We start from the raw sequence: 16,088 nt of genomic DNA on the forward strand, positions 1-16,088 counted from the left end.
TAGCGACCTTATAAAAAATGAGGTGAATCAATAAAAATTTTACAAAACATAAACTTAGGATTTTTATATGACGAATATTAAGTGAAGTCTGTGCTTAGTGATTTGTAAAAATTCTATAAATTGAATGTCTGATCTCTAGCGCTAAAAGACACTCAATTAAACTGTGCTAATTATGACGAGTTTTCAAAATTTATCCAAAGTTCTTCGTATGATTTTTTTGTTGAAGATGATGTATCGCTCAAGCTAGTTTTGTAACGACAAATTGATATGATCTTAGCTGATACATAGAGATGATTTTATTCAGGATGGATTTATGCGTTTTTCAGAAGCCGTTTGGCAACGAAACTACGATTTATATCAAAAAACATTAGCACTCCCTTTTAACCAAGAACTGGCGCTTGGAACACTCGATCGAGAAGCTTTCTGCCATTACGTCATTCAGGATGCGCATTACCTGGTTGCCTATGGTCGAGCATTGGCTATTTGTGGTGCTAAAGCATATGACTCCGATGCCATTATTCAATTTACGCAAGGCGCTAATGAAGCAATTGTGGTTGAGCGTGAACTGCACAATGGTTTTATGCACGAATTTGGCATCACCAAAGCTGATTTTGAAAATACACCTTTGACTGCTGCTTGCCATCATTACACCTCATTTCTGACAGCTACTGCATGGTCAGAGAGTTATCCTGTCGTTTTAGCTTCATTACTGCCGTGCTATTGGATTTATGCGGAAGTAGGCAAAGACATTCTTAAACGTAATATTGCAAATAATCCTTACCAAGCGTGGATTGACACTTATGCTGGCGAGCACTTCAACGAAGAAGTACGCAAAGTCATTGAAATTATTGACCGTGTTGCGGCAGAAAGCGATCAACATACCATGGAAAAAATGCATCTAGCTTACACACGGGGAGCTGAACTCGAATATTTATTTTGGGATAGTGCCTATCATCAACGTCAATGGTTAAGCCTAGATCACTCATGATGCTATCACCTGCATAACCAAATTAAAGGTCGGTGATCTAAACTGCATTGCCGACTTTCAGGCTCATTTCGATTTAAATGGATTTAAGACTGGATTTTAAAGCAAACTTCAAGCACAATTATTTATGATAATAATTCTCATTATCATAAATAAAATTTACTTGAGGTTTTCTATGCAACATTCACTGGGAACAGAAGCAATCCGTGCATATTTCACTTTACAATGCTGTTGGTTAAATAATGAAGAAGTTTATTTAGAAAAAGGATGTATACACTGTGGATCTGCTGCCACATATCTCATTTATTTTACCAATCATCATATTCAAAATTTAATGCTCGACTTCATTGCACAATACTCTTGTTCAAGCTCGATACGTTTTGATTTTCTAGATTTACAACATTTCGAAGCCAAATATAACGATTTTCTTCAACACTTAGAAAAAGAAGTGAATTTTTACGCACGTCAACATCACGCTATCGAAAGACAAATGTGTTTTGAACAAGTGGACTCTATCTTCGAACGTCACTATTCACGTGCTTGCTGATCAATATTCACCCGAAATTCACTTATATTTAACATCCTATGGCTCATCATGACATCAAATTTGCGAATTGATTCTGTCTTGTTCATCTATTTAAAATCAGATTGCAGGAGCTCTCAAAGCACTTTACATTGGACTTTTGCTGTTCAATGAAATTTTACCGACATAATTTGTCGTGTTTTATTTTTCATTTGTGCTTGAACAAAATTAAATCGCTATCATATATCACCTTCACTCAGCATATTTTCGAGATGTTTTATGAGCCAAAGTCATATCCGTATTCGAGGCGCACGCACCCATAACTTAAAAAATGTGAACCTTGATATTCCACGCGATAAATTCGTGGTGATTACGGGACTTTCAGGTTCAGGTAAATCTTCACTGGCTTTCGACACCTTATATGCAGAAGGTCAACGTCGCTATGTTGAATCTTTATCTGCCTATGCACGCCAATTCCTGTCACAAATGGAAAAACCTGAAGTCGATTCGATTGAAGGTTTAAGCCCAGCTATTGCCATCGAGCAGAAATCAACCAGTCATAACCCACGTTCAACGGTCGGTACGATTACTGAAATTTATGACTATTTACGTTTGTTGTATGCTCGAGTGGGTACACCCTACTGCCCTGAGCATGACTTGCCGATGGTGGCACAAACCGTGTCGGAAATGGTTGATGCGGTTAAAGCACTTGAAGAAGGTACTGCTTTATTGTTACTTGCTCCTGTTGTACGTGAGCGCAAAGGTGAATACACCAATTTATTTGAGCAATTACAAAGCCAAGGTTTCGTCCGTGCACGTGTAGACGGTGAAATCATGGAAATTGATCCACCGCCTGAACTGGATAAGAAGAAAAAACATACCATTGAAGTCGTGGTCGATCGTTTTAAAGTCCGCGATGACCTAGGCAACCGTATTGCAGAAAGTTTTGAAACCGCACTGCGTTTAGGTGGTGATATTGCGATTTTGTCATGGATGAAAGGCGAACAATCTGATCGTGTGTTTTCAGCAAAACACTCATGTCCTGAATGTGACCGTGCCGTTGCCGAATTAGAACCTCGTCTGTTTTCTTTTAACAACCCATTTGGTGCTTGCCCAGTCTGTGATGGTTTAGGGACACGCAGCCATTTTAGTTCTGACAAACTCATTTCAAACCCTGAAGTCAGCATTAGCCAAGGGGCAATTCGTGGTTGGGATCGTCAGCGTCCATACTATTACAGCATGATTGAAAAAGTCGCTGCACACTTCGACTTCTCTCTTGATACGCCGTGGAATGAACTTGATGCGGATACCAAAAAGAAATTCCTTTACGGTACAGGCAAAGAAAAAATTGACTTAAGCTATATCGATGAACGTGGTCGCCGTCATAACCGTGTGATGGCTTTCGAAGGGGTTTTACCACATTTAGAACGTCGTTACCGTGAAACTGAATCAAACTATGTGCGTGATGATTTAGCTCAATATTTATCGAATGCTGCATGTGACGCTTGTGGCGGTTCACGTCTCAATGAAATTTCACGTCATGTGCGTGTCAAAGACAAAACCATTGCCGAAATCACCAAAATGTCGATTGGCGATGCCGAAAGCTACTATCAAGATCTCAATCTTGAAGGCGCCAAAGGTGAAATTGCCGATAAGATTTTTAAAGAAATTCGTGAGCGTTTGCACTTCCTTGTATCAGTCGGCTTGAACTATTTAAGTCTATCTCGTTCTGCCGAAACCTTATCTGGTGGTGAAGCACAGCGTATCCGTTTGGCTTCGCAAATTGGTGCAGGTCTTATGGGCGTCATGTATGTGCTGGATGAACCATCAATTGGCTTGCATCAACGTGATAATGACCGTTTGCTTGAGACTTTGGTTCGTTTACGTGATCTCGGTAACACTGTCTTAGTGGTAGAGCATGATGAAGATGCCATTCGCGCAGCCGATCATATTATTGATATTGGTCCTGGTGCAGGTGTGCATGGTGGTCATGTCATTGCCGAGGGGACTTATGATGAATTGGCAGCCAATGAGGATTCTCTGACCGGCAAATACCTTTCAGGTAAGTTAAAAATTGAGGTGCCGAAAACGCGTGTACAACCACCTAAACCTGATGAGCAAATTAAGCTGATGGGTGCATGTGGTCACAACTTAAAGAATGTTGATCTCACCATTCCTTTAGGTGTGATGACCTGTGTCACGGGTGTATCGGGTTCAGGTAAATCGACTTTAATTAACCGTACTTTATTGCCACTTGCAGCAACACAATTGAATGGTGCAACCACGTTAACGGCAGAAAAATTTGATTCGATTGATGGCTTACAATTCCTCGATAAAGTCGTGGATATTGACCAAAGCCCAATTGGACGTACACCGCGCTCAAACCCTGCAACTTATACAGGTTTATTCACGCCTATTCGTGAATTGTTTGCACAAACCCCAGAAGCCAAAGCACGTGGGTATGCCGCAGGTCGTTTCTCGTTTAACGTGAAAGGTGGTCGCTGTGAAGCCTGTGAAGGCGACGGTATGATTAAAGTGGCGATGCATTTTTTACCGGATATGTATGTGCCATGCGATGCCTGCCACGGCAAGCGTTATAACCGTGAAACTTTGGAAGTCGGCTATAAAGGTAAAAACATTTCTGACGTGTTAGAGATGACGGTTGAAGACGCCATGCATTTCTTTGATGCGATTCCTGTCATTCACCGTCGTTTAGAAACTTTACATCAAGTTGGTTTGGGCTATATCCGTTTAGGTCAGTCGGCAACCACACTTTCAGGTGGTGAAGCACAGCGTGTGAAGCTTGCGCGTGAACTTGCCAAACGTGATACGGGTAAAACCCTGTATGTGCTTGATGAGCCAACCACAGGTTTACATTTCCACGATATTGCGAAACTTTTGGATATTCTTCATGAGCTACGCAATAAGGGTAATACCATTGTGGTGATTGAGCATAATTTAGATGTCATTAAAACTGCCGACTGGATTGTGGACTTAGGTCCTGAAGGTGGTTCTGGTGGCGGTATGATTATTGCTGAAGGGACACCTGAAGAAGTAGCGAAAAATAAGGTTTCGCATACGGCGAGATTCTTAAAGCCGATGCTTAAATGATTTAGAAAGGGCTCAAAAGAGCCCTTTTTTAATTGTCTAATCTTGAAATCAGATAATTCATGTACTCTGCATAGAAAGGTTCTTTCTCTGCTTTTTCTTTATATATTTCGGTAATAAACTCTCTAATTTTATGTTCTACTAATAAATTACGTTTTCTATCAAAAATTTTTTTTATCAAATAACTACTATTTATATTTTGAAATCTTACATCTATATTTATTTCTTCAAAAAGAAGTTTTTCCCACTGTTCTTTACTAGCGTATTCAATTGCTAATTCATCTCTATCATTCCAAGCTTCATTTACATAAATTTGAAAAATTGCATCTATCAATTGTGGTAATTCCTCTTTAGAAGGTCGATGATTTAAAATTAATTCTTTAAAGATAGGTCTTATTTCATCGTCTTGAATATTATAAAAACTTTGGCGATCTTTATTCTTTTGTTCTTTGATCCATTCGCAAATATTTTTCTCTAAGGATGTAATATCCTCATTAAACAATTCTAAAATTTTTAAAGCAAAACTTAAATTATGAATAGTTTCCAAGCCAACTACTGCTTTAGTTGCTTTATAAAATTTTTTTGGGAAGTCCTTCTGTGCTTGAAGCCCCCAAAACTCTTCACACAACTTATGAAAATCATCTTTAATTCTATTATTTTCTTCAGAAATCATCGTGGAGTTTGCTAGGTCATGTAATAAAGTCCAATTTGGCTCTCCTTTTTGATCAAACCATTTTTTAAATTCCATGAACCACTCATCAGAATGAATAAGTTTGTAATCTAGTGACTTTAATGTTTGATATGTTTTACGTTTTCTCTCAGACCAACCTACCTGCTTTTCTTCAATAACCAGCCTTGTATCTTCCCATTCAAACTCATATTTCTTACCAAAATCTTCAATAAAATATCCTTGTAGAACACGAATAAGAATAATCTTTTTTGTTGAGTCAGCGACTTCTTGCGGTAATTGCTCTCTAAATTTTTTATAAAGTTTGATGACTTTTTTTAAAAATCGAAAATTATGAATTTCTAATTCGTTTGCAAAATTTACCATTAAATCTACTAATGGCTCATCTAGCTCTTTTGTTTTTTCACGAAGTAAAGGTTCAACAGAATTAATTTTGATTGTTTCATCAATCAATTTTTCTTTGTATTCAGCATATTTTTTTTGATTGTCATCTTCATTTTTTGTTTCATCTAAAATCAATATAACTTGGCAATTTCGCTCTAATTTAAGCTGATTTGCTAGACCCATTACATCTTTTATATCTAACTTTTTAGACATTCGTTCAAAGTCATCAAAGCAGATAATTGCATCTTTGACTTGGGAATATAGAACCGCTTCAAAAATTTTAGCTGATGAATTGATACTAAATCCTTCACTACTTCCACTCATTTTTACATCACGAAGTGCTGATAATCCTTTCTTTATAAAAGTAGGAATCTCAAAATTCTGAGAGGACTCTTTATTAAAATAATTACTACTCATATTCGTTGAAATAGCAGCTTTGAGATCTGAGAGACTCTCTATTCCAAATAAAGATACATATGCGTATTTTTTACTAAATATTTTGTCTTTATTCTTTCTTTCATAACTTGGCTTTTGCTTTATTTCATTTTCTTCGTGTTCAGCTCTTTTTTTGATAAATCTATCCCAACTATAAGTCTTTCCCACACCCCAACATCCCGTAATCGCAATTGCGATTCCTTTATTTTGATTCTCTTTAAAAATAGTTTCTAAACTTTGTTCTTGTTGAATATTCATTGCCTAAAATACTTCATGCTTTTTTTTATATACTTATAAATAAAAAAGAAATAAAAAACAATCAGCTCGACACTGTATTCCGCCCTGCTGCTTTGGCTTTAAACAAGGCTTGGTCTGCCTTAGCAAATAATGCTTTCCAAGAATCAGCACCTACCGCAACACCCACACTGATCGAAACCGTAAATGATTGACCTTGCTCATCTGTAAATTGTAAATCACCAATACCCTTACGCATCTTTTCTGCAGCACGTAAACCATGTTCAAGGTCTAAATTTTCAATCAACACCAAAAATTCATCACCACCAAAGCGAACGACTAAATCGGTTGATCGAACATTATGACTTAAACAATTTGCCACCTGCTGAATGACTTGATCCCCTGCCACATGACCATATTGATCATTAACCTGTTTAAAATAATCAATATCTACAATCATCAAACACGTTTGGGTAAACTTATTAGGCTGAGCTTCCATAAGTTTGGTATAGGCTTCTAAAGCAAAACGATTTGAAACACCTGTTAATTTATCGGTATTGGCAATATTTTTTAATTCAAACTCAAATTCATCACGTTGATGCAACATCTTCTGAAGTTTTTGCATCGCTTCATGTAATGAATGTACTTGCTTCTGCTGATCTTCTATAAAATGACTATCGACCAAAGCATTGGCATACGACAATTCAACTAATTTATCTCTCACCATAATAAGCGGCGAAATAACTATACGTTGGACATAAATCATCGTAAATAAAGCAGCCAATAGTGAAATTAAAGAGACAATCAATGTGAGTATAAAATTAAGTTGATTCGCATCTTTTTCTGACTTTGCGATTTCAACGCTCTTATTGAGCAAATAGTCTTGTAAATCGATAACTGTTAAGAATTTACCAGATACAGCTACACTTAATTCAGTCCCTGATAAAAAATAAGGTTGTCCCTTTCGGCTTTCATCAATTAATCGCATGATGATGGGTAAGCCCTGATCAATAAACTGAGTTTTCACCTCTTGGTGTAATTGAGCGAATTCAGCTGTACGATGGCGTTCAGGTTGGATAGTATTCACTAAATCCCACAAATAGCGAACTTGTTTTTGCGTTTGTAATGCGCGTGCAATATTGTCACTTGGTAACGGCTGCTGAAATGTCACATGTGCAGTTACATTTGAAGCAACACGTCCAGCCTGATCTCGCAAATCAGCCAACACCAAAATCATGGTGTAATAATGCCCCATCGAACTGTCTTTACTTTTAGACTGAATTACCAGTTTCTTCAGTAAATCATGACTGCTATCCCACGCATTAAACATTGTAAGAATAGCTTGATCTAAAGCTTCAGACGTACGCTCTGCAAATGGCAACGAAATATAGTGATCGACTTGTTTGCGACCTTCCGCTAATTTTGGATTTAGGTATTGAGCGACGTACTCTTCTAACCCATCATATCCAGACTGATCTAATCGATGAATCGAGACCTTAATTTGTTCATCTACTCCCGCGCGATACTCAATAAGCGCTTGTTTATTTTTTTCAAACTCTTCTTGTGAACTCGACATTGCCATGTTCGCAGGGCCACGCTCGCGTGAAATACGATTCGCTAGAGCAGCAACAGCTCGAAGATTTTCAATTTCAATCAATGCTGTTTGTGATTTCTGATATTCGCGATAATGGCTAATGACCAATGGGATTGAAATACAGAGGATAGATAAGACGATAATCATCACGAACACAAATAGGCGGCGACCAATTTGCTCGGAATGTGATTTTAACATCCAAACTACCTCTAAAATAAAAGACCGTATGAAGCGGTGAGATTTATAAAGTTTCTTTGAACTTGGTTATATTTTACAATATAACCATGCTTAAAAAGCACTTAAAGCACAAGTTTTTATTTAATAGACAATGTGATAAATATCACACTATTGTAATGCCGTAAATTTTTTTTGTTTAATATTTAAATTATTTTTCCACCAATATACAAGTGATATATTTCGCAGTATTTACTTTTTTTGACTTAAAATCAGATGATTATTTTGATCACTTAATCAGCATCGAAAAAATAGATCACGCGCATAATATTTAATCATTATACAAACTTCATCCTTTAAACCATAATACTTACATCGCAAAGACACTGATTCATATCAGATTTGCTCAATGAATTTTGCTCTACCCTCGGATGTTTCTCCCACATATAGAACATCCTTTTTCAGCCCAGCCATCCCAATCGGCTGGGTTTTTTTTATCTTTTATGTGACTTTTAACGTAAATAATGAAATAAACCGAGTCGATCTAAAATATCTAAAGTGATTTCCTTCCGTTGCTGAATTTTATCACCATTTTTCATTTCTAAATTTAATGCAAAGGCAGTGACTTGACCGCTGGCTTGTTCTACAAAACCCACATACCAGCCCACCTGAGGCTCAATATCCATTCCCCAACCACTTTTGGCATATAGCTTATTCGCACCACGTGATTCGACATACATCATGTCTCTTACATCTTGTTGTACATCTCTACGAAACGGCAATGACAACTGTGCCAATCTATAAACAAATTTAACTTGTTGATCAGGTGTAATCTCTAGAGGACCTTTTAACCAAAATTGATCTATCTCATCCCCGACTTTTGCATTTCCATACTGAATTCGACTTAATTCCTGTTGCATCAATGTTGGTCCAATACGGTGTGCTAAGGCTTGATACATAGGTACAACAGAAGCTTGTAAGGCCTCACCAAGTGTAAAATCACGTTGCCAACTATCAAATGAACGCTTATTTCCATCCCATTTAAACACTTCATACCGAGTTGATTTATGATGTTCTAATCCAATCAGAGCATTCACTATTTTAAAAGTAGATGCAGGGATAAAATTTTCTTTTGCTCTTGTTCGATCAGAACCATAGGTTTTAACGTGTTCGCCATCATAGGTGATAAATACACCTTGAATATTTTGCTGATTAAATAGGGTCTTGATATGATGCTGATTCTTTGATTCATAGTTATTCAGCATTGTATCTTCTTTCAAATCGTATGCTTTTGTTCTCGGATTAATGTGGTCTAAGGCCTGACAGGCTGATAAAAAAACAGAAGTAAAAACTAGTGCAGCAACATAGATTCCTTTCAATTCAATCTCCCAATTTGACCAATGTATTTGATTCAATTTTGACAGTTTATTTGCAAATTTTTTGTCTATTTTTAACACTTTTTTTAAAAATAATATTTACATGTGCAATATGCTGGTGCATAATGCCCCACATTAGGGCGAGATAGAAATATACCTCAGCAGAATTTCTGTATTTCCCTCAAGTTTTGGCGAAAAAACCTAGTTTTCTATGAAAACTAGGTTTTTTTTTGCTCAGTATTGATAAAGAATACACCCAAATTATGCACTATAATGGTGCAAATAAATATAAGTTAAAAAAATCCAGCCTTGGGGAAAGCTGGGCATTTAAGAGAAATAACCACTATAATATTTAGTAAATCTAAAAGGTAAAACTCAATTTATTTAAATATAAAAAAAAACTTAGTTAAAAAGCATGTAATTATGTGAAAATTAACTTAAATTACAAACATCGTAACCCTTTGAAATTCCTAATCGACCTAACACTTTACTGTCAATTAGGTGAAAAAAGTCACATTAATTATTTTCAAATGAGTTAAAATTAAACGAAAATCTTAAATTTCATGTAAATTAACATTTTCTTTATACGTTTTATCCGATTCTAATAATCTTTTTTTTGTATAATTTCGATGCAATTTTTTAAGCTTAATCGATCTTGAAAATCTCCTTATCACATTGTTATTTTTGAATAAAATGTTCAAAAATTCATGTTCTTAATCTTCTTGTATCAAGACATAACACACAAAATAAATTTAGACCAGCAGACTATTACCTTAAAGATCATTGACTTAATACATTGTTACAATACAATATTTACTGCATATTCATTCGACATTTATTTGGTAACTATTATGAAAAAAATTAGTTTAGCCACTGCTTTATTAGTAGCAATGACTGGGGCACACGCATATCAAGTTGAAGTACAAGGGGCTGCTGAGTACTTTGATGACTCATTAAACAATGATAACTACACTGGTTCTGTACAAGGTACTTATTACTTCAAGAATGTTGACTCAACTAAAGGTCCTTTAGCTGAAGCTGCTTTCTTAAATCAGGCATCTAATGTATCTGTAGCTTATAACTTCGGTGAATATTCTGCTGATGTTAAAGTACCTGCTTACGGTATTAATGAAGAAGTTAAAGCAGAACAACATAACTACGGTGCTAAAGCTGAAGCTTACATCCCAACTAAACTTATTCCTTTATATGCAAGCGCGTCATATAGCCATTCAAAAACTGATGCTAAAAATGACTTCACTGCAAACAACCCATTAAACCACCCACAAGTTGCTAAATTAGCAGATGGTAACGGCGATCGTTATGCTTTAGAACTTGGTGCAATGTTACTTCCAAACTTCTTAGTTGCTGTAGGTTATACAAGCGTTGCTGATCAATACTCTTTTGATGTCTTTAAAGCAATCAACAACGGCAGCGTATTCTCAGCACTTGAAACAGGTACTATTGCTGAAGATCAAGATGCGATCACAGCTCGTACTAAATATGTAGGCGGCATCACTGATACAAATATGTCTGTTGGCTTTGAAGCTGGTTTAGTATACGGTGAAGATACACTTTACCAATTAAAATCTGACCTTTACTTCAATCCACAGTTAAGCGCAGGCGTTTCTTATACTGAATCAAGCTTTAATGACACTCCAAGCTCAGCTATCGGTGCTAACGTAAACTACTTCATCACTCCAGCTGTAGCTGTTGGTGCAAGTTATGTAAATGCTAACGCTGAAAATGGTTCTAGCCGTGATACTGAAACTGTTGGCTTAAATGCTAAATTCCGTTTCTAATAAATTATTAGATACAGAATCAAAAAAGGACGCATAATGCGTCCTTTTTTCATCATTCACTATTTACTCAGGGCTACGAATTACACTTAAGAAATGTAAATGTCTTTCGTATTGATCAATGACATCTTGAATTAAGTCTTCTTGTGTCCAGTCCATTACATCATAGGCCTGTCCACCATCTCTTAAAAACACTTCCGCCTGATAATAATCCTGCTCATTCACCATTGTATCTGGCATAAAGCTCGGTGGCGTTGTTCTTTGTGACATCACTTGATATACAAAATTCAACTCGTCATGATGATCTACCCTCAACTCTATTCCTTCACCCAATCGATTTACACTAACCTTAAACTGTCTTCTCTTGAACTCTTTCTGCACTTGCTCTAATGCTTGATATACTTGAGATTCAATAAATACATCAACCTCTTCCTTAGAATGAGGATAGTGCATAATCAATCCTAAGCGTTTTTGCCAACTCCGTGGTTGATGAATTGCTCGAGGTGTAATTCTCGCTTCTTGCAAAGCATTCATTTTAATTAAATCTACTTTTAAGGCTTTGAGTAATCCCCAACAAATAAAGAGCATAATGACGGAGAATGGCAATGCACTCATGATAGTCGCAGATTGTAAAGCACCAAGCCCACCGACCAATAACAATACAATTGCCAATACCGCCATAAGCACCGTCCAAAAAAGTCGTTGCCATGTCGGTGAATCTTCACCTTTAGCCGTCAAATAGTCTGTAACTAATGCACCTGAATCCGCTGAAGTGACAAAGAATAAAATAACCAGCGATGTTGCTACTACACTCATCATTGAAGCGAGTGGTAAGCTATTTAAAAATTCAAATAATGCAACGGAAGAATCTTTCTGTACGGCTAGCATCAGTGCTTGATTGCCTTCTTGCATAATACTGAAGAGCGCAGCATTCCCCATAAAGCCCATCCAAATGAGTGTAAATCCAGTAGGAATCAACATAACTCCAACGATAAACTCTCGAATAGTTCTTCCGTGAGACACACGTGCGATAAACATCCCGACAAATGGTGACCACGAGATCCACCATGCCCAATACATGATCGTCCAACCACCAATCCAACCATTCGGTTGATAAGCATATAAATTAAATGTCATGGTAAAGAGATTAGAAACATACTGACCCATGTTCTGAATTGTGGTTTGCAAAAGATAAATGGTAGAACTCGCGAAGAATACAAAGAGCAATAAACTTATTGCCAATACCAAATTCAACTCAGACAACCGTTTAATTCCTTTTTCTAAACCTAGAAAAACGGACAATGATGCCAATGAACTGACGATAATGATCAGTATCACTTGAGTACTTGCTGATTGAGGAACATCAAATAAATAATTCAAGCCTGAGTTAATTTGCGTTACACCAAAACCCAACGTTGTCGCCACACCAAATACTGTTCCAATCGTGGCAAATGTGTCTACGGCATCCCCCATTGGACCATGAATTTTTTTTCCAATGATCGGATAAAGCGCGGAACGTACTTTTAAAGGCAATTGATGTCGATAAGCAAAATAGGCCAAGGACAATCCAATCAATGCATAGATTCCCCATGCATGAAGTCCCCAGTGGAAGAAAGTCACTCGCATCGCTTGCTGCGCTGCCATAACCGTTTCTCCATCACCGACTGGTGGAGAGACATAATGCATTACAGGTTCTGCTACCCCAAAAAACATCAAGCCAATCCCCATACCTGCGGTAAAGAGCATTGCAAACCAAGAGCCATTACTGTAACTCGGTTGGCTATGATCTGGACCGAGCCTGATTTTGCCGTAGTCAGAAATTGCGATATAAGCCAGCACGATCAGAAATATGGCAACTGCTAAAACATAAAACCAACTAAAAGAATCCGTAATCCATTGGTTCAGTTGCTGAGTAACTAATTCAAAACCATTAGGAGATAACACCACAGTGGCCAAAAATACAAAAATAATGAGTACCGTGCTGATAAAAACACGTGGATTCACATTTGAATACCATGAAGGATGCTGAGAAGACATAATTCCCCTATATATTTATTTTTCGGTGAAACGCTTCAAACTGGATAAAACGCTATATGAAATGAGATCATTTATCCTCAACCTCATACAAAGCCGAGTTAGTTTCATCAAAGACGGCATAGAAAAATCGGCTCAATATAGAGCATCGGAGACTGTTTTTTGATCTAAGTACTTATTATTCATGATTTTGCAGATGAATGCCGTTAGCAAGATGTAACGTTCTGTTTTAATCATCCTGATGCTTTGGCAAATGAGCAATGTATTGCAATGCAATTAAACGCGAAACAATCAAAGCCAGATACATGACTCCACTAAACATTTGAATCATGGCAATCAGTCTCGCTAGCGGACTCAAGGGCATAATATCTGAAAGACCTGTTGCCGACTGAATACTAAAACTGAGAAACAACAAATCTAACCAACTATGTTGAACAGATTGTTCAGGCGTTATGCTAAAACTCAGTGGGTCATATAGCTGGCAGATGCTATATAAAAATGCGAAGCTCCATGCAATTAAAGTAAAAACAGCTGCTGCCGCAAATAATTCATCTTTGGTCAAATAGCGGTCTTCGAACATATATCGAACTAAACCATAAGCCGCTGTCGTATACGCGATAACTTCAAATACATGCGCTGTAATTTGAATATAAGCTTGATGATATCCAATCAGAATCAAGAAAGAAAAAATGAGAGCCCCTAGTACCCCAAATAAACCTACAGCACTAAAAATTGGGGTCATTTTGATGACTTTAGCAATAATAAGAAGGACTAAAGCGCCGAGAATCCAAGTCATGGAGCGATAAGCCAAATCATGACTTGATACCACTGCGAGGAATAAAATCAGCAGCTGTAAAATCAGTAGACACGCGGATGGTAAACGTACGAGATCACGTATCGCGCGGAATATTAAACTCATCTCAACTCCAGCTATTTTTATTGTTTTGAATGACAGCATAGCGGACAGTTGATGGATTGTATGTCATTTAAAATAGAAATTTGGTAAAGAAAAAGCCCCTTAAAGGGGCTTTTTATCATCATCAGTATAGCTTAGTGGTCTGACGCACCAGAAATACCAATACCTGTTTGTGAGCGTACAAACTGTGCATCAAATGCTTTACGTTCTGCTTGCGCTTGTGCAGAATTGTCTGTCACAGAGAACAACCAGCAGAAGAAGAATGCTAAAGGCATCGCAAATAATGCAGGACCGTTATATGGATTAATTGGTGTATCAGAAATACCAAGCGTATCTACCCAAACTGCTTTAGAAAGTACGATGAGTACAACCGCTAAAACTAATCCAACAACACCACCGGCAACTGCACCACGCGTTGTTAAACCTTTCCAGAACATTGAAAGTACAAGCACTGGGAAGTTTGCACATGCAGCAACAGAGAATGCTAAACCTACCATGAAGGCAACGTTTTGTTTCTCGAACAAGATACCCAAGATCATCGCAAAGATCGCAAGACCTAAAGTCGCGATTTTAGACATACGAAGTTCAGATTCAGGTGTAGTTTGTCCTTTCTTCAATACGTTCGCATATAAGTCATGTGAAATTGCTGAAGCACCTGACAACGTTAAACCTGCAACAACTGCGAGAATCGTGGCAAATGCAACCGCTGAAATGAAGCCCATGAACAAGTCACCGCCTAAAGCATCAGACAAGTGAACCGCAGCCATGTTATTACCACCAACAAGCTCTAGCTTGCCAGTTACTGCCATTTTCGCAATATCAAGGAATTGTGGGTTGTTCGATACATACAGAATCGCACCGAAACCAATGATGAAAGTTAAAAGATAGAAGTAACCGATAAAGCCTGTTGCAACAACAACTGATTTACGTGCTTCTTTCGCATCTTTTACTGTGAAGAAACGCATGAGGATATGTGGTAAACCAGCTGTACCAAACATCAATGCTAAACCAAGAGAAATCGCATCAATTGGGTTTGATGCCAGACTACCTGGTCCCATGATTTTGGTTGCATCATCTAAGGTTAAATCATGTACTTTAGAGAAGACTTGAATCGATTGCTCGAACATATTGGTGAAGCTAAAGCCAACGCCTTTCATCACCATAAATGCCATGAAGGTAGCGCCTGACAACAACATCACTGCCTTAATGATTTGCACCCATGTTGTCGCCAACATACCGCCAAACATAACGTATGCCATCATGAGCAGACCGACGATGACAACAGCAATGTTATAGTTCAAGCCAAACAGAAGCTTAATCAACTGACCAGCACCGACCATTTGGGCAATCAAGTAGAATGCAACAACAACAAGCGAGCTTAACGCTGCCAGTGTACGTACAGGTTTTTCTTGTAAACGGAATGATACAACGTCAGATAAATTATATTTACCCAAGTTACGTAAACGCTCTGCTACTAAGAAAAGTACGATTGGCCAACCCACCATGAAACCAAGTGAATAGAGTAAGCCATCGAAACCTGACAGGAAAACCATCGCAGAAATACCAAGGAACGATGCTGCGGACATATAGTCACCAGCAATGGCTAAACCATTTTGGAAACCAGAAATTCCACCGCCTGCGGTATAGAAATCTTTGGTGTTCGTGGTTTGTTTAGCCGCCCATTTGGTGATCCCCAGCGTTGCACCGACGAAAATCAAGAACATGATAATCGCAGGCCAATTTGTTGCTTGTTGTTCTGCTGCACCTAAATCAGGACCTGCGAATGCCAATCCAGATAACATTGCAGTCCCTGCAAATGTGAGTAAAGAATTCCATTTCAT

10 protein-coding genes are annotated in these 16,088 nt (G+C 37.7%); 4 read left to right on the forward strand and 6 right to left on the reverse strand.

All coding sequences use genetic code 11. The features are described from left to right. The first annotated feature begins 313 nt into the window (after positions 1–313). From tenA to uvrA, 3 genes are all read left to right on the forward strand, one after another. Entirely contained in the window at positions 314–988 is a 675-nt protein-coding gene (gene tenA / locus FTV17_RS09450; protein ID WP_179999090.1) for a thiaminase II, read from the forward strand. A 172-nt stretch (positions 989–1,160) separates the two neighbouring features. Further along, on the forward strand, positions 1,161–1,532 hold the full coding sequence (locus tag FTV17_RS09455) for a hypothetical protein (protein ID WP_179999092.1): 372 nt from the start codon (positions 1,161–1,163) through the stop codon (positions 1,530–1,532). A gap of 255 nt (positions 1,533–1,787) precedes the next feature. Then, positions 1,788–4,619, forward strand: a complete 2,832-nt coding sequence (gene uvrA, locus FTV17_RS09460) for an excinuclease ABC subunit UvrA (RefSeq protein WP_179999094.1) — start codon at positions 1,788–1,790, stop codon at positions 4,617–4,619. Between the two features lie 28 nt (positions 4,620–4,647). Here the strand turns inward: uvrA and FTV17_RS09465 are convergent, their stop codons facing one another. The 3 genes from FTV17_RS09465 to blaOXA form a co-directional block, all read right to left on the reverse strand. Continuing rightward, complete coding sequence (locus FTV17_RS09465; RefSeq protein WP_179999096.1) at positions 4,648–6,381, reverse strand: KAP family P-loop domain protein; 1,734 nt, start codon at positions 6,379–6,381, stop codon at positions 4,648–4,650. Between the two features lie 61 nt (positions 6,382–6,442). Continuing rightward, a complete protein-coding gene (locus FTV17_RS09470) occupies positions 6,443–8,149 on the reverse strand; it encodes a GGDEF domain-containing protein (protein WP_179999098.1) in 1,707 nt (568 codons plus the stop codon). A 488-nt stretch (positions 8,150–8,637) separates the two neighbouring features. Next, positions 8,638–9,504: a class D beta-lactamase gene (gene blaOXA / locus FTV17_RS09475; protein WP_179999100.1), complete on the reverse strand. Its 867-nt coding sequence runs from the start codon at positions 9,502–9,504 to the stop codon at positions 8,638–8,640. Between the two features lie 848 nt (positions 9,505–10,352). Between blaOXA and omp33-36 the strand changes: the two genes are divergently transcribed. Then, positions 10,353–11,300 (forward strand): porin Omp33-36, encoded by a 948-nt coding sequence (gene omp33-36, locus FTV17_RS09480; RefSeq protein ID WP_035265773.1) that lies wholly within the window; start codon positions 10,353–10,355, stop codon positions 11,298–11,300. 63 nt (positions 11,301–11,363) lie between these two features. On the opposite strand, the gene betT is transcribed toward omp33-36, so the two are convergent. The 3 genes from betT to FTV17_RS09495 all read right to left on the reverse strand — a co-directional run bounded on the left by betT (position 11,364) and on the right by FTV17_RS09495 (position 16,088). After that, positions 11,364–13,334 carry a choline BCCT transporter BetT gene (betT, locus tag FTV17_RS09485; RefSeq protein WP_179999102.1) on the reverse strand — a complete coding sequence of 657 codons (1,971 nt, stop codon included), beginning with the start codon at positions 13,332–13,334 and terminating at the stop codon, positions 11,364–11,366. A gap of 226 nt (positions 13,335–13,560) precedes the next feature. Continuing rightward, positions 13,561–14,250, reverse strand: coding sequence for an ion channel (locus FTV17_RS09490; protein WP_179999104.1), 690 nt, complete (start codon positions 14,248–14,250; stop codon positions 13,561–13,563). Between the two features lie 131 nt (positions 14,251–14,381). Further along, positions 14,382–16,088 carry a cation acetate symporter gene (locus FTV17_RS09495; RefSeq protein WP_179999106.1) on the reverse strand — a complete coding sequence of 569 codons (1,707 nt, stop codon included), beginning with the start codon at positions 16,086–16,088 and terminating at the stop codon, positions 14,382–14,384.

The sequence above is a fragment of the Acinetobacter sp. YH12239 genome (assembly GCF_013417635.1).
GTDB lineage: Bacteria > Pseudomonadota > Gammaproteobacteria > Pseudomonadales > Moraxellaceae > Acinetobacter.

Bases quoted from the DNA above. Each gene is read 5' to 3' on its own strand.
- FTV17_RS09465 (WP_179999096.1), bottom strand. From the start codon at position 6,381: ATGAATATTCAACAAGAACAAAGTTTAGAAACTATTTTTAAAGAGAAT.
- omp33-36 (WP_035265773.1), top strand. From the start codon at position 10,353: ATGAAAAAAATTAGTTTAGCCACTGCTTTATTAGTAGCAATGACTGGG.
- FTV17_RS09495 (WP_179999106.1), bottom strand. From the start codon at position 16,088: ATGAAATGGAATTCTTTACTCACATTTGCAGGGACTGCAATGTTATCT.
- FTV17_RS09470 (WP_179999098.1), bottom strand. From the start codon at position 8,149: ATGTTAAAATCACATTCCGAGCAAATTGGTCGCCGCCTATTTGTGTTC.
- FTV17_RS09490 (WP_179999104.1), bottom strand. From the start codon at position 14,250: ATGAGTTTAATATTCCGCGCGATACGTGATCTCGTACGTTTACCATCC.
- uvrA (WP_179999094.1), top strand. From the start codon at position 1,788: ATGAGCCAAAGTCATATCCGTATTCGAGGCGCACGCACCCATAACTTA.
- tenA (WP_179999090.1), top strand. From the start codon at position 314: ATGCGTTTTTCAGAAGCCGTTTGGCAACGAAACTACGATTTATATCAA.
- FTV17_RS09455 (WP_179999092.1), top strand. From the start codon at position 1,161: ATGCAACATTCACTGGGAACAGAAGCAATCCGTGCATATTTCACTTTA.
- betT (WP_179999102.1), bottom strand. From the start codon at position 13,334: ATGTCTTCTCAGCATCCTTCATGGTATTCAAATGTGAATCCACGTGTT.